Source organism: Gammaproteobacteria bacterium (assembly GCA_040183005.1).
Lineage (GTDB): Bacteria > Pseudomonadota > Gammaproteobacteria.
The window spans coordinates 251,651-275,308 of record JAMPIW010000001.1; the positions used below are offsets into that span (position 1 = coordinate 251,651).

Annotated in this window: 20 protein-coding genes; 9 read left to right on the plus strand and 11 right to left on the minus strand. The window is 56.1% G+C overall.

Annotation, left to right across the window (positions count from 1 at the left end; translation table 11 throughout):
- Positions 1-316: 316 nt before the first annotated feature.
- The 4 genes from M3A44_01225 (at position 317) to M3A44_01240 (ending at position 6,642) form a co-directional block, all read left to right on the plus strand.
- Positions 317-1,120: a CbbQ/NirQ/NorQ C-terminal domain-containing protein gene (locus M3A44_01225; protein ID MEQ6340291.1), complete on the plus strand. Its 804-nt coding sequence runs from the start codon at positions 317-319 to the stop codon at positions 1,118-1,120.
- A gap of 130 nt (positions 1,121-1,250) precedes the next feature.
- Positions 1,251-3,629, plus strand: coding sequence for a VWA domain-containing protein (locus M3A44_01230; GenBank protein ID MEQ6340292.1), 2,379 nt, complete (start codon positions 1,251-1,253; stop codon positions 3,627-3,629).
- 188 nt (positions 3,630-3,817) lie between these two features.
- Positions 3,818-5,491, plus strand: coding sequence for a dihydroxy-acid dehydratase (gene ilvD, locus M3A44_01235; GenBank protein ID MEQ6340293.1), 1,674 nt, complete (start codon positions 3,818-3,820; stop codon positions 5,489-5,491).
- Positions 5,492-5,850: 359 nt separating this feature from the next.
- Entirely contained in the window at positions 5,851-6,642 is a 792-nt protein-coding gene (locus M3A44_01240; protein ID MEQ6340294.1) for an rRNA pseudouridine synthase, read from the plus strand.
- 398 nt (positions 6,643-7,040) lie between these two features.
- On the opposite strand, the gene M3A44_01245 is transcribed toward M3A44_01240, so the two are convergent.
- Positions 7,041-8,180, minus strand: a complete 1,140-nt coding sequence (locus tag M3A44_01245; protein ID MEQ6340295.1) for a class I SAM-dependent RNA methyltransferase — start codon at positions 8,178-8,180, stop codon at positions 7,041-7,043.
- 104 nt (positions 8,181-8,284) lie between these two features.
- On the opposite strand from M3A44_01245, the gene M3A44_01250 reads away from it, so the two are divergent.
- A complete protein-coding gene (locus M3A44_01250; protein ID MEQ6340296.1) occupies positions 8,285-10,048 on the plus strand; it encodes a CHASE domain-containing protein in 1,764 nt (587 codons plus the stop codon).
- A 21-nt stretch (positions 10,049-10,069) separates the two neighbouring features.
- Here the strand turns inward: M3A44_01250 and M3A44_01255 are convergent, their stop codons facing one another.
- From M3A44_01255 to rlmH, 5 genes are all read right to left on the minus strand, one after another.
- A complete protein-coding gene (locus tag M3A44_01255; GenBank protein ID MEQ6340297.1) occupies positions 10,070-10,564 on the minus strand; it encodes a peptidylprolyl isomerase in 495 nt (164 codons plus the stop codon).
- Positions 10,565-10,628: 64 nt separating this feature from the next.
- On the minus strand, positions 10,629-11,498 hold the full coding sequence (locus tag M3A44_01260) for a DMT family transporter (protein MEQ6340298.1): 870 nt from the start codon (positions 11,496-11,498) through the stop codon (positions 10,629-10,631).
- Between the two features lie 363 nt (positions 11,499-11,861).
- Positions 11,862-12,221, minus strand: coding sequence for an Lpp/OprI family alanine-zipper lipoprotein (locus M3A44_01265; protein ID MEQ6340299.1), 360 nt, complete (start codon positions 12,219-12,221; stop codon positions 11,862-11,864).
- Positions 12,222-12,415: 194 nt separating this feature from the next.
- Positions 12,416-12,994, minus strand: a complete 579-nt coding sequence (locus M3A44_01270; protein MEQ6340300.1) for a L,D-transpeptidase — start codon at positions 12,992-12,994, stop codon at positions 12,416-12,418.
- Between the two features lie 95 nt (positions 12,995-13,089).
- Positions 13,090-13,560, minus strand: a complete 471-nt coding sequence (gene rlmH, locus M3A44_01275; GenBank protein ID MEQ6340301.1) for a 23S rRNA (pseudouridine(1915)-N(3))-methyltransferase RlmH — start codon at positions 13,558-13,560, stop codon at positions 13,090-13,092.
- Positions 13,561-13,702: 142 nt separating this feature from the next.
- Between rlmH and M3A44_01280 the strand changes: the two genes are divergently transcribed.
- Positions 13,703-14,404 (plus strand): OmpA family protein, encoded by a 702-nt coding sequence (locus M3A44_01280; GenBank protein ID MEQ6340302.1) that lies wholly within the window; start codon positions 13,703-13,705, stop codon positions 14,402-14,404.
- Positions 14,405-14,548: 144 nt separating this feature from the next.
- On the opposite strand, the gene rsfS is transcribed toward M3A44_01280, so the two are convergent.
- From rsfS to pyrC, 5 genes are all read right to left on the minus strand, one after another.
- On the minus strand, positions 14,549-14,902 hold the full coding sequence (gene rsfS, locus M3A44_01285; protein ID MEQ6340303.1) for a ribosome silencing factor: 354 nt from the start codon (positions 14,900-14,902) through the stop codon (positions 14,549-14,551).
- Between the two features lie 174 nt (positions 14,903-15,076).
- Entirely contained in the window at positions 15,077-17,263 is a 2,187-nt protein-coding gene (rlmKL, locus tag M3A44_01290; protein MEQ6340304.1) for a bifunctional 23S rRNA (guanine(2069)-N(7))-methyltransferase RlmK/23S rRNA (guanine(2445)-N(2))-methyltransferase RlmL, read from the minus strand.
- Positions 17,264-17,345: 82 nt separating this feature from the next.
- Positions 17,346-18,296 carry a diguanylate cyclase gene (locus M3A44_01295; GenBank protein MEQ6340305.1) on the minus strand — a complete coding sequence of 317 codons (951 nt, stop codon included), beginning with the start codon at positions 18,294-18,296 and terminating at the stop codon, positions 17,346-17,348.
- 87 nt (positions 18,297-18,383) lie between these two features.
- Entirely contained in the window at positions 18,384-19,043 is a 660-nt protein-coding gene (gene rnt, locus M3A44_01300) for a ribonuclease T (GenBank protein ID MEQ6340306.1), read from the minus strand.
- Entirely contained in the window at positions 19,036-20,073 is a 1,038-nt protein-coding gene (pyrC, locus tag M3A44_01305) for a dihydroorotase (protein ID MEQ6340307.1), read from the minus strand. Before pyrC ends, rnt begins: the two co-directional genes overlap by 8 nt.
- 215 nt (positions 20,074-20,288) lie before the next feature.
- On the opposite strand from pyrC, the gene rsgA reads away from it, so the two are divergent.
- The 3 genes from rsgA to M3A44_01320 all read left to right on the plus strand — a co-directional run bounded on the left by rsgA (position 20,289) and on the right by M3A44_01320 (position 23,656).
- Complete coding sequence (gene rsgA / locus M3A44_01310; protein ID MEQ6340308.1) at positions 20,289-21,149, plus strand: ribosome small subunit-dependent GTPase A; 861 nt, start codon at positions 20,289-20,291, stop codon at positions 21,147-21,149.
- A gap of 264 nt (positions 21,150-21,413) precedes the next feature.
- Positions 21,414-22,865 (plus strand): IS66 family transposase, encoded by a 1,452-nt coding sequence (locus M3A44_01315; protein MEQ6340309.1) that lies wholly within the window; start codon positions 21,414-21,416, stop codon positions 22,863-22,865.
- 218 nt (positions 22,866-23,083) lie between these two features.
- A complete protein-coding gene (locus tag M3A44_01320) occupies positions 23,084-23,656 on the plus strand; it encodes a YecA family protein (GenBank protein ID MEQ6340310.1) in 573 nt (190 codons plus the stop codon).
- Positions 23,657-23,658: the final 2 nt, after the last annotated feature.

Genomic DNA, 23,658 nt, shown 5'->3' on the forward strand with positions numbered 1-23,658 from the left:
CCCTGCATATAAAAGAACCCTCGTTGCCGCAAGGTGGCGGGGGTTTTTTTTGGAAATGAGGTTAACCCGAATGTTTCATAAATTACGCGCGCCCTCGCTAGTCTTTTGTTCCGCAGAAAAATTTTGCTCAGTCGGACGTATGAATCACTACGCCGCTCCTTCGCAAAATTTCCCTGCAAAACAAAATTCTGCGCGATCATCACGCGAATTTATGAAACATTTGGGTTAACCGCCAAGGCGTCAAGAGCGCCGCCCAAGATTCAAAGTGCAAAATTCTTGGCGCCTTGGCGGTTAAACATTCTGGAGTAAGTGAACCATGAACGACGTAATCAAGCAGTACCTGATAACCGAAAAGCCCTATTATCACCCGGTTGCGGATGAAATCGAGCTCTACGAGGCTGCCTATTCCGTGCGCATGCCGATGATGCTGAAAGGCCCAACTGGCTGCGGTAAGACCCGCTTTGTCGAATTCATAGCGTGGAAACTTGGCAAGCCGCTGATCACTGTCGCTTGCAATGAAGACATGACGGCCTCCGATCTGGTGGGGCGCTTCCTGCTCGACGCCAGCGGCACGCGCTGGCAGGACGGGCCGCTCGCCATTGCCGCCCGTTATGGTGCGATCTGCTACCTTGATGAAGTTGTTGAGGCGCGCCAGGACACCACGGTGGTGATCCACCCGCTCACCGATGCGCGCCGTATACTGCCGCTGGAAAAGAAGGGCGAATTGGTGAAGGCCCATCCCGATTTCCAGTTGGTCATTTCCTATAATCCGGGCTATCAGAGCTTGATGAAGGATCTGAAGCAATCCACCAAGCAGCGTTTCGGCGCGCTGGATTTCAACTATCCGTCGCATGATGTCGAAACCGAGATCGTAGCGCATGAAACCGGCGTCAACAGTGATGTCGCAGGCAAGCTGGTGAGCATTGCCGAGCGCGCCCGCAACCTCAAGGGGCACGGCCTGGATGAAGGTATCTCCACCCGGATGCTGGTATACGCAGGCTCGCTCATCGCCAAGGGCGTGGATGCCAAGTCCGCCTGTCTTGTGACCTTGGTGCGTCCGATCACCGACGACCCCGATATGCGCGATGCGCTGGACTCGGCGGTAACGACGTTTTTTTAAGGATCAGGGGGCGGGTAAATGCCGCGCCCCGATCCCCGACTGCTGGAGATATGTAGGTTGGCTCAAGCCGCAGGCGGAGCCGACGGTTTCGACCTGCGACTGATCCCTGACCTCTGGACCCTTAATAAACATGGCCATTAATCTCGACGACTATCAGGATATCCTCGACGAACTGGGCGAGCACGCCACGGACGTGTTGCGTTCTTCGTGGCAGGAGGCGACCAAGGTGTTCAGCCCCAGGGGGCTGGAAGATTACCTGCAAGGCGCAAAAGGCCTGAAAAACCTTGGGCGCGGCATCGAACTGGTTATCACCTATCTCCAGGAGGCGCCGGAGGTGGCGCGGGAAATCGGCGAGGATGCCGTGCTTGATCTGGTGCAAACTGCCATGATGATGGCGTCCAAGACCAGTGGTGCGGTGATCGAGATGATTTTCGCCACTGCGCCTATTGCAGCCAAGCGCCTGGGCGACGAGCAGTTGTTCCGTGGTTATCTGCAATTGCTCAATCATCTGATCGCACAGGCACCGCGCGGGCTGCGCCCAATGCTGGACAAGCTGGACGTACTGTTCGGCCAGCTTACCCTGGGTGGTCTGCGGCGCTGGGCATTGTGGGGTGCGCAGGCGCACCGCACCGACTATCCCGAGCAGGTCCGGTACTTCGGGTTGGAAAGCAAAGAAGCGCTGGCGGTGCTGCAAAAAGAGCGCAAAGGTACACTATTTGTGGATGTGCAGCGGCGCATCAACATCTATCTGCGTGCCTTGTGGGGGCGGGATTTCTTTATGCGCCCCACCAGCGGCGATTTCGAAAACCGCGAGGGTTACCAGCCCTTCATCGAGAACTATTTCATTCATCTGCCGGACGCCTACGATGATTTCGAGGGCATCCCAGGCCTGGAGCTCTACCGCGCCACTGCGGCGCATGCCGCTGCGCATATCGTCTACTCGCGCACGCCCATCTCTGCGGAAAATCTGAACCCGCTGCAAATGGCGGTGATCTCTGTCATCGAGGACGCGCGGGTCGAGCAGCTCGCAATCAACGCCTTCCCCGGCTTGCGCCAGCTGTGGGCCGCACTTCATGTTGCTACCCCTGACCAGCAGGCAAGCGTAGGTGATTTTCTCAATCGCTTGGCGCGGGCGCTGCTCGATCCTGATTACCACGACGATCATGCGTGGATTCAAAAGGGCCGCGACCTGTTCCGTGAAGCACAGGAAAACCTCGCCGACGCTGCACAGGGAGCTGCGAGTGTGGCGGGAGGCGGGACGCCGCTAGACGCCAACAGGATCTCCTGGGACATCGGCGTCACCTTGGCGCATGATTTTGCGCAAATGCGCCTCGCCTTTAATCCTCGCGCCGATGTGTTGCGTGCGCCGTACCGCGACGACAACCGCTATTTCTGGGAATTCGAGGAATTTGATTTTGCCAAAAGCCTGGAGGCCACTTGGGGCGCGGCCAAGCAGGTGCGCAAGCACGTCAGCCTGATGGAGTTCGTCAACGAGATCGACGTGGAGACGGCGGGCGATGATGCCGAAGAGATCTGGGTGCTGCCCACGGAGCTGTTCCCCTACGAGGACGAGGGCAAGAGCTATAATGAAATGGAAGGCAAGGAGCCGGTCTCCCCACCCTACCACTACCACGAGTGGGATTACCAGATCCAGCTGGAGCGCCCGAGTTGGTGTACGCTGCTGGAAAAGCGTCCCCAGCTTGGTGATTTGTCGGTCGTTGATGATATTGTGGCGAAGAACAAGCCCATCATCAGCCGCCTGAAATACTTGATCGAGGCCATGCAGCCGCAAGGTGTGCAGCGCCTGCGCAAGCAGGAGGACGGTGACGAGATCGACATCAACGCCGCGATTCGCGCCATGATCGAAATACGTCAGGGCGAGATGCCCGACCCGCGCATCATGATGCGCAACATCCGCAAGGTGCGTGATCTGTCGGTGCTGGTGTTGCTGGATCTGTCTGAGTCCACCAACGAGCTGGTGCGCGGTTCGGAGAGCTCGGTGCTCTCGCTGTCACGCGAGGCCACGGTGCTGCTCGCCGATGCCATGAACAAGATCGGCGATCCCTTTGCCATCCATGGGTTCTCATCCAATGGTCGCCATGACGTGGAATACTACCGCTTCAAGGATTTCGGCGCGCCTTATGACGAGAAGGCCAGGGCCAGAATCGCGGGCATGACCGGGCAACTCTCGACGCGCATGGGCACCGCAATCCGTCATGCCGGCCAGTTCCTGAAGCATCAGTCGTCCGGCAAAAAACTGCTGCTGGTGATCACCGATGGCGAGCCCGCCGATGTCGACGTGCGCGACCCGCAATACCTGCGCTTCGACGCCAAAAAATCGGTGGAAGAGATGAATCGCAATGGCATTCTCACCTATTGCATGAGCCTCGATCCCCATGCCGATCAATACGTGTCACGCATTTTTGGCGCGAAGAACTATATGGTGGTGGATCACGTGCAGCGCCTGCCGGAGAAGCTGCCGATGCTGTATATGGGTCTGACGCGGTAAGTTCTTAGCCACGGAGGCACAGAGGACACAGAGGACACAGAGCATGCTTGTTTGTTTTGCAGGTCAGGTTGGTGCGACGTGGTTGCCTGACCTGCGATCGGCGGCATACGCTTTCATCTTGGCCCAAGATCACCGATAATTCTCAGCAATATCTACCCGCATTTTTCTCTTCATCAAGGAATAAAGCCATGTCCGATAACCGCCGAAGCAAAGTAGTGACCCAGGGCGTGCAGCGCTCCCCCAACCGCGCCATGCTGCGCGCGGTGGGTTTTACCAATGGGGACTTTGACAAGCCTATCGTCGGCATCTCCAATGCCCACAGCACCATTACCCCGTGCAATATGGGCATAGGTGGCCTCGCGGCGCGCGCAGAGCAGGCGCTGAAGAGGGCGGGTGCGATGCCGCAGGTATTCGGCACCATCACCATTTCCGATGGCATATCGATGGGCACGGAAGGCATGAAATATTCGCTGGTATCTCGCGAAGTGATTGCAGACTCCATCGAAACCGTGTGCAACGGTCAGAGCATGGACGGTGTCATCGCTATTGGTGGTTGCGATAAAAACATGCCTGGCGCAATGATTGCTATCGCCCGATTGAATATCCCCGCGATTTTCGTATACGGAGGCACTATCAAGCCCGGCCATTACCGTGGGCGTGATCTCACCGTGGTGAGTGCTTTTGAGGCGGTAGGTCAATTCACCGCGCATAAAATCGACGAAGAAGAATTGACAGGCATTGAACGCAATGCCTGTCCCGGCGCGGGTTCGTGCGGCGGCATGTTTACCGCCAACACTATGTCGTCGGCCTTTGAAGCGATGGGCATGAGTTTGCCGTATTCCTCCACCATGGCGGCGGAAGATGCAGAGAAAGCCGAAAGTACGGCCAAATCCGCCGAAGTGCTGGTGCAAGCCATCAAAAAACAAATCCTGCCTCTCGACATCATCACCCGCAAATCCATTGAAAACGCCATCGCCGTCATCATGGCCGTAGGCGGCTCCACCAATGCCGTGCTGCACTTCCTGGCGATTGCACATACCGCTGGCGTGGAATTGAGCATAGATGACTTTGAAACAATGCGCGGTCGTGTGCCGGTGCTGTGCGACCTGAAGCCTTCCGGTAAATACGTGGCGACAGATCTGCATCAAGCGGGCGGCGTACCGCAAGTCATGAAAATGCTGCTCGATCATGGCCTGCTGCACGGCGACGCACTCACCATCACCGGCCAGACCATTGCCGAAGTGTTGAAAGACATACCCGCTGAGCCACGCGCTGATCAAGACGTGATTCGCCCCTGGAGCAACCCCGTGTACGCACAAGGGCATCTTGCCGTGCTCAAGGGCAACCTGGCAACCGAAGGCGCAGTGGCAAAAATCACCGGCGTGAAAAACGCTAAAATCACCGGCCCGGCACGCGTGTATGACTCCGAAGAAGCCTGCATGCAAGCCATCCTTGATCAAAAAATCAAAGCGGGCGATGTGGTTGTTATCCGTTACGAAGGCCCGAAAGGCGGCCCGGGTATGCGCGAAATGCTCTCCCCCACCTCCGCCATCATCGGTGAAGGATTGGGCGACAGCGTCGGCCTCATTACGGACGGACGCTTCTCTGGCGGCACTTACGGCATGGTCGTCGGCCACGTCGCCCCCGAAGCGGCAGTGGGTGGCACCATCGCTTTGGTGCAGGAAGGCGATAGCATCACCATTGATGCCGAAGCACGCCTATTGCAACTCAACGTCTCCGACGAAGAGATCGCGCGCCGCCGTGCGACTTGGCTCCTGCCCAAACCCCGTTACACCACCGGCGTGTTGGCAAAATACGCCAAGCTGGTGTCCAGCGCCAGCAAAGGGGCGGTAACGGATTGAGGTGATGTTTGCCTATGCGGGGACAGGGATGCAATTGTGCTTCGAGCGGCTCAAGGAATCTTTGCTGCGATAAATGCCTAAATTTGACATGGCGTGCCTTCGCGCACGCCATGTCACTGTATGTGTGGGTTAGGTATGCGGCAGTTCGGTGGATAGCGAGCGACCTGAGTTGAACCGCGCCTCAAAGAAACAACTCCGCCAGCATCTTGGTCCGGTCGCCGAACTGCGGCGTAAAATACAAATCCAGCGAACCTAAGGCAAAACCACGCTCGGGCTTGTTGCCACTTAACCCCTTACTAACCCGAATGTTTCGTAAGTTGACGCGCGTCCTCGCTGGTCTATATTGTTACTATCTATTCATGTCCAATCCTACTATCAGGCGCACACTCACCGGCAAACCCGGCCTTGTCAGTCTCGCCCGCGCCCTCTCCAAGCTAGGCCTGGCCTCGCGCACAGTCGCGGCGCGAATGATTGAGGAAGGCAGGGTGAGGGTCGATGGGCGCGTTATTACGGACCCGAACCTGCGCATCAATATGGAAAGGGTGAAGCTCGCCGTGGATGAAAAGCCGCTGGCAGAAGCCGCAAAACATTATCTGGCGGTGAACAAACCACGTGGCCTGGTAACCACCGCCAGCGACGAACGAAATCGTGCAACGGTCTATGAATGCCTGCCAGACGCCGGGGATGTCTGGCTCGCTCCGGTAGGCAGGCTGGACAAGGCCAGCGAGGGGCTGATCCTTTTCACTAATGACACCGCTTGGGCGCAGCGCATCTTGAACCCTGCCAGCCACTTGCCCAAAACCTACCACGTACAGGTTAACAGGCGCCTGGAAGAGGCCGACCTCGCGCGCTTGCAACGGGGTGTGACGCTGGAAGACGGCACCGTGGCACACGCCGTCGCAGCAAGTCTGTTGCGTAGCGGTGAAAAAAATTGCTGGCTGGAAATCGTGCTTCACGAGGGAATAAACCGCCAGATCCGGCGCATGCTCGTGGCGCTGGATGCCGAGGTGCTGCGTTTGGTGCGAGTGGCCATCGGCCCGGTGACGCTGGGAACGCTGCCCAAGGGGAAAAGCCGCCTGTTGACCAAGCAGGAGCTATTGGCAATATCAGAAATGCTTGGCGCGCTCAAAACGAGGAACACAAAAAAATAGGCCCCGGCTTTGTCCACGCACGAAGCACGAATAAACCGAGGCCCAAAAGTTGCCCGACTTGGGGGAGCCGGGCAAAGGGGGATTTCCGTCCTGGGAGGGGTAGGACGGAAAGGTGCAAAAATACTGCACTCCCTACCTCAGACAAGCGAATCTCAAAGAGAGTTCAAAAAATTCACGCAAAAAACGCACCGCATACCTAATATATTATCAAGTAATTGATTTAAAAGGAGTTAAAAATAATGCCCCGGCGCCTTGGGGAGGGCTTCCGGGGCCAAAAATACCCGGCTTGGGGGCGCCGGGCATAGGGGGCTTCCGTCCCGGGAGGGGTGGGGCGGAAGAGTGCAAACGAATGCACTTACAAAGTAAGATGTGGGCTGCCGGAAAAAATTCAAGGGGTTTTACGTTACCACCCCTCTTGCCAACCGCACCTTGATGCCTCCATTCAATATCGAAAGCGAGGTATCCAGCGTAAGGCGCGTTTGTCCTAGCAGCATCAGGTCATTGCATAGAATGGCGGTGTGCCAGCCGGGACACTTGGTGCGCAGTACGTTGCCAAGCTGGGCATACAGATTGCGCAAATCCTTATTGCTGCTGACGCGGACGCCATATGGCGGGTTAGTGACGACCCAGCCAGTTCCGGCAGGTGGGCTGATTGCCGAAACTGCCTGACACGTGAATTGGATATGCCGCGCCACTCCGGCGCGCTCGGCGTTTTCCTGCGCCATGCGAATCGCGCCCGCATCGCGGTCGGAGGCCATAATCGGAGGCAACGCCACCCCGGCGTGGGGCTGGCATTCGGCCAGCAATGTCGCCCAGCGTTTTTCGTCAAAGCCCGGCCAGTCCATAAAAGCGAAACGGCGGTTGCGGCCCGGCGGCAGCCCCAGCGCCAGCAGGGCAGCTTCAATCGGCAGCGTGCCCGAGCCGCAAAACGGGTCGAGCAAAGGGGATGTGGTATCCCACTCCGAGGCAAGCAACATGGCAGCGGCCAGTGTCTCACGCAATGGGGCCTTGGCGACTGCCTGGCGGTAACCCCTGCGGTGCAGCAACTCGCCGGACGAATCCACGCTCACAGTGCAGTGATCGTGAACCAGCCGCACCACTATTAATTGCGGTGGATTGTCCGCCTCCTCGTCCCCCGGCTTCTGGCGGGAGACAGGCTGACCCAACTGGTCGGCGATGGCCCCAGCCACACGCTCGGCCACCGCATCCGCATGGTACAACTTCGATTTATGGCAAGTGGCGCGGATAGCGACCGCCTGCCCAGGGACCAGATAGCTTGCCCAGTCCAGACGGCTGGCCTTTTTACGCAACTCGGAAAAGGCGGCGGCGTTAAAGTCGCCCAAGCGAACCAAAATCCGGCTGGCGGTACGCAGGTGCAGGTTGGCGCGGTACACGGCATCCAGCTCGCCCTGAAAGGCAACACCGCCGGCTTCTGTCATGGGCGGATTTGTGGCGTCGGGCAACAGGTTCAACCGATGCAACTCCTGTGCGGTGAACGCTTCCAGTCCAGGCGCGGTTACGGCAAAAAATGAATTCACACAGTTTCTCTCTTTTCGTATTAAACTATTTTTCCGCTGCTCTGTGTAACGCAGGTTTTGCATGATCCTAAAAACGGCGGTTGGAGCCTACTGTAGTAGCTAACATGACCTCAAAAAGTTTCACCTCTCCCTCTATAATCGCCTACCTGGTGGGACTCACTTCGATCATGCTGACTCTTGTGGCATGGCACTATGCCAAACAACTTACCGAAACGAAAGAACACGCAAAACTTGCCAGTGAATCACATGCGCTGGCGAATACCATCAATCGCCAACTAGGCAACTATCAGCAGATACTCGATGGATTGACGGGACTGTTCGCCGCGAGCGTCTCCGTCGACCGTAACGAATTTCACGCTTATACCAGGCAAATCGATGCCATCCGTCGCTTTCCAGGAATACGCCGCTTCGCATATTGCGGCATGGTGCGCGCAGAGGCTCTCCGCAATCATATCACCGAAGTCCGCGCGGAAGGTTTTCCGGCGTACACCGTCACGCCGCCGGGTAGCCGGCCCGAGTACTGTCCGGTAATTTATTTGGAGCCATTTGAGCACGGCAAACCGAAATCGTTTGGTGCGGACATACTGGCAGATCCCCTACGCCGTGAAGCCATGACACAAGCGCGCGATTCGGGCGCGTCTGTCTCTACGAGACGCCTTACTCTGATAGGGGACGCAGGAGTATCCTCACAACCTGGATTCGTCATATTCTCCCCTGTCTACCGGAACGGTGAACCAAAACAGTCACTCGATGAGCGACGCAAGGCGCTTGTGGGGTTCGTATATGCCAGTTTCCGCTTGGACGAACTCTTTGCCGGACTTATGGCGCATGATCGTTTCCCAGGCTTGGTGTTCGATGTCTACGAAGGCAATTCACTCAACCCCCGATCTCTGCTCTACAGTTCTTCTCCGCACGTATCCTGGGTTGAACAGGATACAGTGACCGAGCAGATCAAAATAGCAGGCCGCATCTGGACGCTCAAAATCATCTCCTCTGGCAAACCTGGAAACATTACCGACAATGTGGCCACATTCACCCTGATAGGCGGGTTTTCCATCAGCGCCATGCTCTTCTTGGCGACATTCTTGCAGGCACGTAATTTTGCGCAACGCGCCGCATCCGAACAGAAAATCCGCATATTGAACGCGAGTCTGGAACATCGCGTGAAACAACGTACTGCGCAACTTGAAGCCGCCATCAAGGAGCTTGAGGCATTCAGTTACTCGGTATCTCATGATTTGCGTGCACCTCTGCGCAGCATCGATGGTTTCAGCCAGGTTTTGCTGGAAGACTACGAAAGTAGTCTCGATGGCACGGGACAGGATTATCTGCGGCGAGTGCGTGCAGCGGCTCAGCGCATGGGAATGTTGATCGACGATTTGATTAAACTGTCGCGCGCCACCCGTGCCAGCGTGAACATGGGTCCGGTTGATCTTTCCAGTCTCGCCAGTGAGATTGCCACAGAGCTGTCCAACAGCTTTCCCGGCCAACATGTGGACTTCATAACCCACCCAGGCATCATTGCCGAAGGCGATCGCTCGCTACTGCAGATTGTCCTCGAAAACCTGCTTGGCAATGCCTGGAAATACTCATCGAAGACCCCTGATCCCCGCATCGAATTCGGCCAGATTGAAGAATCCGGCCGCGTAGTCTTCTTTGTGCGGGACAACGGCGCGGGCTTCGATATGCGTTATGTGGACAAGCTCTTTGTCGCCTTCCAGCGATTACATGGCGTGAACGCGTTTTCCGGAACAGGCATCGGCCTGGCGACTGTGCAGCGCATCATCACCCGCCACGGTGGGCGGGTCTGGGCGGAAAGCAAGCCAGGAGAGGGCGCGACGTTTTATTTCACTTTGTCAGCGCCATAAGCAGGAGCAATTTCCGTCATTTTAATGATGATGGCCACCATCGCCATGCACATGACGATGAGAGACTTCTTCCGCCGATGCTGCGCGTACATCAACCACATCTATTTCAAAGATCAGTGTCTTGCCCGCCAAAGGGTGATTAGTGTCCACATCAATCGTTTTGAGTCCCGCCTTAACCACAACAACCTCTCGTGGGCCATCATTGGTATTAACCTGCACCACCATGCCCGGCTTATAGGCAATCTTTCTACCGGAAGGATTGACCACGTGTTTAACAGATACCCTCTGTTGCGAATTTTCACGCCGCAAACCATAGGCCTGTTCTGGTGGCAGCGTTACCGTAAACGTGTCGCCGGCTTGCTTGCCCGCCAGAGCGGTCTCCAATCCCGGCAGCATGCCGTGATGCCCATGCAAATAAACCATAGGGCTACCCTGATGCGAGTCTTCAAAAACCTCTGTGCCAGGCTCGCTCAACCGGTAATGAAACGTCACTACTTTATTGGCTTCAATCAACACGTTTTTCTCTCCAAATATCTTATGCCGTGATAGCAATTTTACTACTAAACGTGACGCATGGCTCTTACTTCCATGGCCGGTCACTCCACTGATGCAAGACCAGGCCCGCCATAATCAATGCGGTACCCATCCAGACTTGCATGCCCACATGCTCGCCATTCAAGAAGGACCCCAGCAGCAGGGCCGTTATCGGCGTTATCAAGGTTATCAAGGCGATGCGTCCCACCGCCAAGTGTTTGAGGGCATAGTAATACAGTATAAAACCCAGCACAGAGCCTACTGTCCCTAAATATCCGATAGACAACATCGCGCGGATGGGCAATGCCCGTGGCAGTGAGCCATCCACGAGTATCCACGTCGTCAGATACAAGGGTGCGGCCACCAACAGACCACCCCCCGTTACCGCCATGGCAGGCATCTCCGCACCGATACGTTTAATCCACACCGCGCTTGCCGCATGCAGAAATACAGAAAGCAGGACAGCCGCCATGCCTAAAACCGCGAAGGCATCAGTACGCACCCCCACACCGAAGATAACCACCAGCCCCGCCACACCTGCCACCATGCCTGAAAACTTGCCTGGTTTAACGCCGCTTTCGCCCAAAAACACCGCGGCCAGCACGCCTGTCATCAATGGCGTTAATCCGTACAAAACCGAGATCAACCCCGAAGGAATATACTGCGCACCCCAGTAAACGGTGATCATCGCGCCATAGATGCCCAATCCGGCCGCTAAATAGGTGCGCCGCGCGTTTTTATGCCAAGGCATATCGACACGCAGCACACGGATGAGCGCCAGACATAGCGCAGCGCCAAGCAACATGCGCGCGGTCACCCCAAACAAAAACCCGCCACCCTCACTACTCCATTTGATCGCCAAAGGCGTGGTGGACCAAATGAGAATGACACCGATAAAAGCGGCTGGCACAGACACTGCCTTTTCTCCCCGACGATCCTAAAAACAAAAAAAGGCCGCGGAACGTGAGTTCTGCGGCCTTCGGAATACTACTGGCTAATATCAAATAATCAGCGCGTCACATCCCCCCAGCACGCAAGCCCATGCCATGCACGTAGCTTGGACAGGCAGCGCGCCGCAGGAATTATCATTGAATGGGGGTGTGTGAACATGCGCTGAGTCTGCCAGCACACACATCAATTTGCAAGGGCAAAGTGAAACGTAGGGTTTTGCGAATACAGCAGATGCAGAATGCGCGGGAGAGTTACTCTTCGCCCCTGAAGTTGAAAGCCCCGTAGCGCAAAGCATGCGGGGCTTCTCTTGCAGCTTATAAATCGCCGCTTATTTTTCCATCGACTTTCTAAACATCCGATCAAGCTTTTCATTGGTTTGATCAGCTTTCCGGTTGGCTTCATCGGCCTTGCCCATGACCTGATCGGCAGTTGATTGAGCAGCATTAGCCTTGCTCATTGCCTGATCTGCGGTCGAAGCGGCACTGGTCGCCTTGCTCAGCGCCTGGTCTGCGGTGGATTGCGCCGTAGCCGTTTTGCTTAACGCTTGATCCGCTTTGGCTTGAGCGGCACCTGCAGTCTCCTGTGCCTGCTCGGCTGTGGCGCGGATCTTGTCCAAGTCGCCGCTCGTTGCGCAGGCAACCAACCCAAGGGACAGCACGATGGGGGACAGCTTCAGTAGTTTATTCATAATGTCTCCTTACATTTTATACAAAAAGTGCTTGTTGAATGGCCCTTTAGAAGACCTTTTTCAGAGTAATCTACTCGCTCGGATTTTACCAGACGTCATGCTCAAAAACCGCGTCGGGCTTTGGCGACGACGCTAGCAGGCTGTAGACTTGGGGTAAGGTTTGGCGGGAATGAGTTTTCCGGATGGAGCTCGTATTAGATGATCAACACCTTGGTGCCGATTCGCACTAAACTAGCAAGCGATCTGATCTGCGCGTCGGTTAACGCAATACAGCCATCGGTCCAATTGAAGCCGCGGTGCAAGCGCGGATCTCTGCCGCCCAGGCCATGAATACCGATTTGTCCGCCCAGCGGCGTATCTTGTGGAGGAACACGGCGCTCGATAACGGCGTCGATAATATTGAGGTAGGTATCACGATCAATAAGATTGTCGCGATAGGCGCGATCCGCGTTCTCCACAGTAGGGAAGTCAAGGCCGAAGAATATACCAAAGCGGCTGTTCGGATTAATCCATGCCACATGAAATGTGCCCAAAGGGGTGGTGCGATCACCTCGATGACGATCACCCGCCACGCCACCCCGCCCCAGCGCCACATAAGGGAAATGCTTAAGCACCTTATTTTGCCCCGCGAAGACGGTCAGTGTTTGCTGGCGGCTATCCACCATAACCCATGGCTGGGTTTCTTCCGCATCCGCGATGCCGGACAAGACGCACAACAACAATCCTGCGACACGCACCAAATAACCGATTTTATTTGTCAGCCATTTCCACATCGTTGCATTCTTCCACAAGAGTCCTTGCGACAACACTTCAACACGCCACGTTTTTGACTATATTCGTCATTAAACTGACGTCAAGAAATCAAAAATTACTTCCGGTGGTAAGGATGATTTTTTAGAATACTCCACGCCCGATACAGCTGTTCGGCAATTACGATGCGCACTACGGGGTGCGGCAATGTCAGCAGTGACAGAGACCATAATCCCTCGGCACGCTGCCGGCACGCGGCAGACAGACCCTCGGGGCCACCTACAAGCAGCGCGACATCACAACCGCCCTGCATCCAGCCCGCCAACTTCTGTGACAGATCCTCGGTACTCCACTGGCGTCCCGGCACATCGAGCGCAAGCACCCGGCAACCACGGGGTATCGCTGCCAGCATACGCTCACCCTCGTCATGCACAGTCCGTTCCACATCGGCACCCTTGCCACGCTTGCCGGGGATTATTTCAATCAGATGCAATCCGCACTCCGGCGGCATGCGCTTGGCGTATTCCTGATACCCCTCTTGCACCCACCCTGGCATACGGTCACCTACTGCAATCAAGTAAATACGCATTCAAGCTATCCAGAAGGCGGCTGTTACATCATGAAATTCGGGGCGCACTGCTCTAACAGCCTTGCGTGATATAATACACTTTATGCACTAAACAGCCCTAAAATATACCCCCTTAACTTTACTTGGAATGGAGATGCAGCTCATGACTATCCGCTGGAAAACAGGCCTTGCCTTGACCATCATCGCCGGACTTGCTCTTGGGCAGGTCGGATGCGCGACAACGCCAGGCTCGCAAACCTCATCCGGATCTGAGCCGATGTCACACACCAAAAAAGGCGCGCTGATCGGTGGACTGGGTGGCGCTATCGTCGGCGGTCTGATCGGCAGCAAGAAAGCCAACGCCGGCAAAGGCGCGTTGATCGGCGGCGTGGTCGGCGCGGCGGGCGGTGGCATTATCGGCAATTATATGGACAAGCAGGCGCAGGAATTGGAGCAGGTTGCAGAGGTAAAGCGTGTCGATGATGGCATCGTGGCCACTATGAAGGACAAGATTCTTTTCGATTTTAACCAGTCGGCCCTTAAGCCAGAATCGAAAGCCAGCCTGCAAAAAATGGCTGACATTTTGAAAAAATATGAGAAAACTGAAATTACGGTGGCGGGTTATACCGATAATGTCGGCACAATGAGCCATAACCAGCAGCTTTCAGAGCGCCGGGCCAATGCCGTGCGCGCCTATCTGATAGATCAGGGTGTAAAAGCCAGCCGCATGACAGTGATGGGGTTCGGCCCGGACAATCCGGTGGCCTCCAATGATGCCGCCGATGGCCGCGCGCAAAACCGCCGTGTCGAGCTGCATATATCCCCGAACGACCAGTTACTCAAAGACGGGCAGAACCAGGGATAAATTCTCCAGGGAGATCTCGAATTCTATTTCAAAGCGCCAATAATCAGGTAGGGTGCGTCTCACGCACCCTACGATTCCACTATTGACTTGAAAGTGGAATAACGCCGGGCGGGCATGACGACCCCCTGCCTGGCCATTGCCGACTCAACTACCAGTCATGGAATCCTGCTTGCGCGCCCCAACATCCCACAGCTTCTCCAACTGGTAAAAGTCGCGCGCCTGTGGCAGCATGACATGCACCACTACATCCGCCAGATCAACCAGCACCCACTCGCCTTCACGCCCGCCTTCCACGCCTAGCGGTCGTACCCCCACTTTTTTGGCCTCCATACTCACATGATCGGCCACCGATTTGACATGTCGGCTGGACGTGCCGCTGGCAATCACCATAAAGTCCGTGATGCCGGTGATGCCGCGCACATCGAACACCTTGATATCAACCGCCTTCATATCTTCGAGCGCGGCAACCGCGAACTGCTTCAATTCTTCAGATTGCATTAATTATCCTGGATAACAAAAACCGTACAACGTGAGCCACTTGAGGACACCCTGATTCACGAGGATGTGCCGATAATATTGCTATTGTATCCCCGTTTGCATGATCCGGCACCATAAGTGCTCGAAATGAGGGCGAAAGGGCTGTGTTTCAGATCACCGCTGGCCCCGCCCTGACTACGCCAGCGTAATCTTCCAGCAGTTATGAATGCGCGGATTGCGCTCATAATCCTTGGGCAGGGTGGCGCGCGAGATGTCTTCTATCTGTAGGCCGGGGAGCGCCTCACGATCCATTTTGAAGCGCTGATAGTTGTTGGAAAACAGCAGCACGCCATCGCGCTCAAGCAGCCTGACGGCAGCCTTGATCAACATCACATGATCCCGCTGCACATCCAGCGTGTTGTCCATGCGCTTGGAGTTTGAAAAGGTCGGCGGATCGAGGAAGATGAGGCCATAGCGCTGCTTCTCGTTTTCCATCCACTCCAGGCAGTCCGCCGAAATGAATTCGTGCCTGAGATCGCTGAAGCCGTTGAGCGCAAGATTGCGCCGCGCCCAAGCAAGATAGGTGTTGGACATATCGACCGTGACAGTGGCGTTTGCGCCACCCACGGCGGCATGCACCGTCGCTGTGCCAGTGTAGCCAAACAGATTGAGGAAGCGCTTACCCTTCGCCAAGGTATGGATCAGGGCGCGTGTCGGGCGATGGTCGAGAAACAGGCCGGTGTCGAGGTAGTCCGTGAAGTTCACCAGGAATTTACAGTTGCCCTCATGCACCTCATAAAAATTGCCTGCCGCATCCTGTTTCACATATTGCGACTTGCCTTTCTGCTGGCGGCGCACCTTGAGAAAAATGTTTGCGGCGGGGACGCCCAATACGTCCGGCATTACCGCCAGGGCTACACTTAGGCGTGTGGCGGCTTTCGCCGGGTCCACCGTCTTGGGGGCTTCGTATTCCTGCACATGCACCCATTGCTCGTAGATATCGACCGCCAGCGCATATTCAGGCAGATCGGCATCGTACAGGCGGTAGCAATGCACGCCCTCGCGCTGCGCCCAGCGCCCGATGTTTTTCAGGTTCTTGCGCAGGCGGTTGGCGAACATTTCCGCGCCAGTGTTGAGCGGCTCAGAGTGTGGTTCTGGAGAGGACGCAACGGGCGACCCAGTGGCGGCAGCTTCAACGCTCTTGGCGTAGTAGCCCATATACCATTCGGGGATAACATCAAAGCTCAGCAGTTTGCATTCGATGGCACCGTTATAGAGGGTGTGGATGCGCCGCGCCCGCAGCCCCATGTGCTTGCCCAGATCGGGATTGCCGGTAAGCACCACCGCCTTCCAGCCCTCGCAGTGCGCCTTGAGCTTATCGCCCAGAGCCTTGTAGAGATGTCGCAGCTCGTCTACCTGCCCCAAACGCTCGCCGTAAGGCGGGTTGACGACCACCAGGCCGGGTTGATGTGAGCGCGGAGCATCCATGTTGGCGAGTTCACGCCGCTCAATATGCACCTTGCCTTGCAAGCCTGCATGCTCCACATTGACCAGCGCAATCCGCACCGCGCCCGGATCGGCGTCATAGCCGGAGATCGGCGGCAGGTGTTTTACCCCCTGCGCCCGGCGCGCCTGCGCTTCTGCAATCAAACTGGCCCAGGCACCAGCATCATGCCCCTTCCAGCGCAGAAAACCGTAATACGGCCGCAGCAACCCGGGGGCAATATCGGCGGCGATCATGGCGGCTTCGATAGGAAGCGTGCCGGAACCGCACATCGGATCAAGCAACGCCCCGCCCGCACGAGCGATTTCCGGCCAGCCAGCACGCAGCAGAATCGCGGCAGCGAGATTCTCTTTGAGCGGCGCCTCCACACCCTCCTGGCGATAGCCGCGTCTGTGCAGGCTTTCACCCGATAGATCGAGACTGACGGTGGCCACGTCGCGGCGCAGATAGACGTTGATGCGCACATCGGGTCGCTCCCGCGCCACTGACGGGCGTATCCCAGTTGCATCGCGAAACTGGTCGACGATGGCGTCTTTTACCTTTAGCGCACCAAAATGGGTGTGCGTAATCTGCGACTGTAATGCGCTGAAATCCACCGTCAGCGTACCCTCTGCGGACAAATGTTCGTCCCAGCGGATTGAGCGCACGCCTGCATAGAGAGCCTCCGGCGAGGGTGCGGAAAAGGTCGCCAGCGGCAACAACACCCGGTTGGCGATGCGCGACCAGAGGCATACCCGGTAGGCTTGCTCCAGTGATGCCTCAAACGCCACGCCGGCACGGGTCTCGGCCACACTGGAAACACCTAGTGCGCGTAATTCATCGGCCAGCAGCGGTTCCATACCTTTGGGGGCGGTGGCAAAAAAATTGGATTTTTTCATGGCAATAATTCAAGAAAATAGGGTGGGACTGGAAAAGATCAGAGGGGTATTCCACCGTGACCACCGTAAAGGTGGCAATGCGTCAGAACACCACTCGATTCCGCCCCTGCGCCTTGGCCTGATACAGTTTGATATCGGCACAGTTTATCAGCGCGTCGGGTGTCGGCAACCCTTCACCACCAACATAATCACATATCCCAAGCGAAGCGGTAAGAAAAATGTCGCCCACAGTGGTTTTGATGGGGTATTGGCTTATGTCATGCAGAATACGTTCAAATGCTTCGACATTGCATCGGTTCATCTTCGGGTAGTGCATGATAACAGCAAACTCCTCCCCGCCCATCCGTGCGACTATATCAGTCGGTCGTGCCGCGCGATGCAGACGCTTGGCAAACGCCAGCAACACTTCATCGCCGACACCATGCCCATGGGTGTCATTGATTACTTTAAAATGGTCGAGGTCAATCAGGGCGAGGCAGGTGACACCGCCGCGCGCCATGGTTTCCGCGAGGATGGCATCCAGATGGGTTTGCAGGTAGCGACGGTTACCAAGGCCGGTAAGTGGATCGGTCGTCGCCAGCTCCTGCAATTCTTTGTTGTGAGCATCCAGGCTCTGGGCGGTTTCGATCAATCGGTTCTGCAGGTCGGCAATGCGCCCTGCGGCATGAAGACGGGCGGCCAGCTCCTGTTTACGCAGGGGCTTGGTCATGTAATCGTCGATACCATGCTGAAAGGCCAGCAACATACTTTCCAGGTTTTCGTTAGCCGTAACCATGATTATCGAGGTGTAGTGATTGATGTCCTCGTCCACCTGGCGGACATGGCGCGTAAGCTCCAGCCCATCCATCTCCGGCATATTCCAGTCGGTGATCACCACATCCGCTGGACGCTCAGCCAACAACACCAAGGCTTGCTTGGCACTATATGCGCTGCGAACATCCAGATAGCCGATACTTTCAAGCAGCACACATGCCGCCTCGCAAAAAAGAGGCATGTCATCAACCAGGACTATCGATAAGTCATTTCTGATCATGGGGTTTGTGCGCCGGCGGGTCAGCAGCCTTTTGAAAAATCCCGCAAAACACCAATACGCTGCAAACCCCCAAGAGTACGCGGGTTTTTAACCTGCGTCCATCACTTTAATAACTTCGGATCGTTGCAGCATCCCCCAGCGGTTGACCACTGCACAGAACAGCTCGGCGGTTTTTTGGGCGTCGTAAATGGCCGAATGTGCCTCGCGGCTGTCCCACTCCAACCCTGCCGCATGTACCGCACGCGCCAGCACGGTTTGGCCGTAAGCCAGGCCGCCCAGCGTGGCGGTATCGAATGTGCTGAAAGGATGAAAGGGATTGCGCTTGATTTTGGCACGCGCCACAGTGGCATTGAGAAAGCCGAGATCAAAGAAGGGGTTGTGCCCAACCAAAATAGCGCGGGTACACCCGCTTTCTTTAATCGCCTTGCGCACGGCATTAAAAATGATATGCAGCGCCTCGGCCTCAGGTTTAGCGAGCCGGAACGGGTGATAGGGGTCGATGCCGTTGAAGGCCAGCGCCGATGGCTCCAGGTTCGCGCCCGCAAACGGCTCCACGTGGCAGGCGTGAGTCTCGTGCGGGCATATGACGCCCTCATCGTCTATGCGCAGCGTGACCGCAGCGATCTCCAGCAGCGCATCGGTCTGTGCGTTGAAACCCGCCGTCTCTACGTCCACCACCACCGGCAGAAAACCGCGGAAGCGGGAGGCCATGGGAGACTTGGCCGAATTACTCACGGGATCATTCATCGGTAACGCCCCAGGCGACAGTTTCACCGGCACGGAAGGGTATCAGCGCATCCTCGCCCAAGCCGAATGACTCCGGCACGCGCCATGTGTGCCGCCGCAGAGTGATGTGCCCACTGTTGCGCGGCAGACGGTAAAAATCCGGGCCGTGAAAGCTGGCGAAGGCTTCCAGCTTGTCCAGCGCGCCCGCCTGTTCAAAGGCCTCGGCATACAACTCAATCGCGGCATGGGCGGTGTAAATGCCCGCGCAGCCGCAGGCAGCCTCCTTGGTGTGCCTGGCGTGCGGCGCACTGTCGGTGCCGAGGAAAAACTTCGGGCTGCCACTGGCCGCCGCCGCTACTAATGCCTGACGATGCGTCTCGCGCTTGAGTATCGGCAGACAGTAGTAATGGGGGCGGATGCCGCCCGCCAGCATGGCGTTGCGATTGAGCAGCAAATGATGAGCGGTGATGGTGGCTGCGATGTTATCCGATGCCCCAGCCACGTAATCGGCGGCATCTTTGGTGGTGATGTGTTCCAGCACGATGCGCAGGCCGGGGAAACGCGCGGCAAGCGGGATCAAATGGCGCTCGATGAATACCCGCTCGCGGTCGAAGATGTCGATATCATTATCGGTAACCTCGCCATGAATCAGGAGCGGCAATCCATGCTCCTGCATCGCCTCCAGCGCGGGATACGTCTTTTCCAGCGCCGTCACGCCCGCATCGGAATGCGTCGTCGCCCCCGCCGGGTAGAGTTTCACCGCCGCAACATGGCCGCTGTTCCTGGCGCGGGCAATCTCCTGGGGTGGAGTATTGTCGGTGAGGTACAAGGTCATCAGCGGATCAAAACTCATTCCCTCCGGCACTGCCGCGAGAATGCGTGCCCGGTAGGCCAGCGCCGCATCCGTCGTAGTAACCGGGGGTTTGAGATTGGGCATGATGATGGCGCGAGCAAAGCAGCGTGCCGTATGCGCGACGGTGGTGGTCAGCGCCACGCCATCACGCAGATGCAAATGCCAGTCATCGGGGCGGGTGAGGGTAATCTGGTTCACGAGGGGAATCCCGTTTGGAGTTGAATACTGCTAATTATGCCATAGCTACAGCACCGGTAACTCTATAGATGACGCTGCCCACTGTTACCTCTACAATGCCGGTATTAGGGTCAGCGTAATTCAGCGTAATATGGACACCTCCACAAAGCGACAAATTGCAGTGATCGATTACCTATGCCCAGAGATACCTTCCCATTAACGCCTTGACCTCGCTATTGCCAGGCCAAGTTACCGCCAGCTTTGGCCGACAACTTATTGTAGAGTTGGCCGATGGCAGGATCATCGAGTGCGTTACGCGCGGCAAAAAAACCGGCGTGGCGTGCGGTGATCGCGTGCAGATCAAGCTCACCGAATCGAACCATGGCGTCATCGAGTCCGTTGAGCCACGCACCTCTCTGCTGTATCGCTCCGATGCCTTCCGCGAAAAAATCATTGCCGCCAATGTCACACAAATCATTATCGTGGTCGCGGCGGTGCCGAATTTTCACGAGGAATTACTCAACCGTTATCTGGTGGCCGCCGAAGTGGCGGGCATCAAAGCGCTCATCGTGCTCAATAAAAGCGATATGGTGAATGAAACGCAACATGCCTTGAGCATTCTGCAACTCTATCGTGATTTGGGCTATCCACTATTGACGTTGTGTGCAAAACAAAATGTAGCTCCCTTGCGTCCTATGCTTGCCGGCCATACCAGCGTACTAGTAGGGCAGTCCGGCATGGGAAAATCCAGCATTATCAATGCGCTGTTGCCTGATGTGCGGGCGCGCACCGGCGATCTCTCGGCAACACTGGACTTCGGACGCCACACCACCACCCACGCCGCGCTTTTCCATCTGGATGCGACCAGCCATTTGATCGATTCGCCCGGCCTGCAAGAGTTCGGCCTGCACCATATCAATGCCACGCAACTCGATCATGCCTTCATTGAATTCCGCCCATTTCTTGGCCAGTGTAAATTCAACGATTGTAAACATATCCATGAACCTGGCTGCGGCGTACTCCAGGCAGTAGCCGCAGGAAAAATTTCCGCACGCCGCCTGGCAACGTACCACACGCTAATGAAGCAGGCTTCTTAACCCAAAAGGTAACTACTCACTCCCTTCACACGAAAAATAACTTAAAAATCTCTTGACAGGTTTTTTCTATCGAAAAAACCACTTCCTTATCTCGGTGTAAAATCTATTCTCTATTGCCGCTGGCAGGGGCTTTGATCTCTTCAATGAGCCGCCTTGCCATTTCAAGTCGAAAAAACCATTTCAGCCTGATCTGACCGTTATCAGGGGGTCGAAAAATGCCATGTTATCCTTTGGCTATTCCAAACGTATAGCCCCCCATTATTAATGGCAAGCCTAGACAAAACCTCGGTCAGAAACGAAGTCAGCCGGTTGAAAGCGGATTTTGAGCAGCTCAGTTGCGACGGTAAAGTGCCTCGCGAAACTCAGGTGCTTATGAATAGCATGTTCATGATGATGGAGCTGATGCTCTCCATTTTTCTGGAAAGAATAACCAAGAAAGACAGCCGCAACTCCAGCAAGCCCTCCTCCCAAACGGAAAAGGACGACTCCTCGTTGAGTCATCCGGGGAGCCAGGGTAAGGGGAAAAACGAAAACGGCGCCCTGCTGAAAAACACGCGCGTCAAAGAGAGTGTGACTCTTTCTAGAGTCCGCCTCTGCGATGTATGTGGCGAAGATCTGGATAATACGCCCTGTAGTCACCATGAAAGACGGACGAAGATCGATATTGTTTTTGAGAAAGTCGTTGAGCATGTGGATGCCGAGGTCAAGCAGTGCCCGGTCTGCGATGCGACGGTCAAAGGGAAGTTCCCGGCGGATATGCACGGCCCGTTGCAATACGGCGATGGCTTAAAGGCCTTTGTCATCAATTTACTGGTGTCTCAGATGGTCGCGATCAATCGCGCGCAAACGCTGCTGACCTCCATGATCGGTGTTGTGATCTCTGAAGCCACTCTTCTGGCTTTTGTGCTGCGGCTTCATCGTGCCTTGGAGCGGTGGGAGCAGCACGCCACCGCACAGCTGCTGAAAGCACCCTCTATGCATGTGGATGAGACCTCCTTGCGGGTGGATAAGCAAAACCACTGGATACACGTGTACTCCGCAGGGGAGATCACCCTCAAGTTTTTACATCGAAAACGGGGCACGGCAGCGATCACGTCGATCGATATTATTCCGCGCTACGATGGCGTCATCATTCATGACTGCTGGTCATCCTACTTGTCCTATGATCACTGCTCTCACGGCCTGTGCGGCTCGCATCTGCTGCGCGAATTGACGTTCATTGTTGACGCCAATGACTATGCCTGGGCGCGCCACATGAAACGCCTTTTACAGGAGAGCTGCGCCACCGTCTCCAGAAGCACGGAAAAGAGATTGACCGATGAAGCGCTGGCGCGGTTGCAAAAGCGCTACCGCACGATTCTCACCCGTGGCGAAAAAGAGCTTCCACCTATTCCCCAAAAGCCCAGCGGGAAACGCGGCAAACTCGCCAAGTCAGATGCACACAATCTGCTGGACCGATTGCAAAAACATGAGGCATCCGTCCTGCTGTTCGCCAAAAACCCTCATGTCGCCTTCACCAATAACCGGGCCGAGCGTGATTTGAGAATGTCCAAGGTGAAGCAAAAGGTCTCTGGCTGTTTCCGCTCAGAGATTTATGCTCAGGCTTATTGCCGAATATCAAGCTATCTGCAAACTATGGCCAACAAGGGACATAATCCTCTTATTGCGATTCAAATGGCTCTCGCGGGTGAGGTCAACTTAATCGGGGGTGAGTAGTTACCCCAAAAGGGCTATAGCGCACGGAAAAGGGAGAGGAAACACAACGTATCCATCGCCTTTCCCGGCGTATCCGGCCAGCGAAAGCCCATTGGGGTATACGGGCTTTTTGATGTAAGCTTGTATCCTGAAAAACAATGGCACGTCTTTATCCCCCGCGCAGGCTATCGGCAGGGCACTGCGTACTGCGGCATCCAACAGACAAAGAGGACCAGAACATGAATGTGAACGCACCACTTACCGACGAGGATCTCACGCGCCTCGACGACTTCCTGTCTTCGGACGCCAGTGGCGAGGAAAGCCTGTATCCGGACGAAATCCATGGCTTGATGACCGCCATGATCTGCGGGCCGGAGGCGATTGTACCCAGCGAATGGATGCCGCTGGTTTTCGCAGGCGACCCGGATTTCGCCGATGCGCGGCAGGCAGAAGACATCATGGGTTTGTTGATGCGCATGCACAACAGCATCGCCTCCACCCTCCAGGCCGGAACAGAATACCAACCGCTGCTGCCGCAGAGCGAAGACATTGGAGACGCAGACTTCGTCGCCGAGGGCTGGTGCCGTGGTTTTATGATGGGCATGAGCCTGCGCGGAGAACAATGGATGGAACACCTTGAGGGCGACCTCGGCAACATGCTGTTTCCCATCATCGCGCTGGCGGGCGAGCCACCCGATTTTTCCAGCGAGGAAGATCCCATCGAACCTATCAGCCCCGAGGAGATGACGGACCTTTGCGATATGTTGCCAGACAGCGTAGCGGCGGTTTATGCCTTCTGGCGCGCACACTAAAA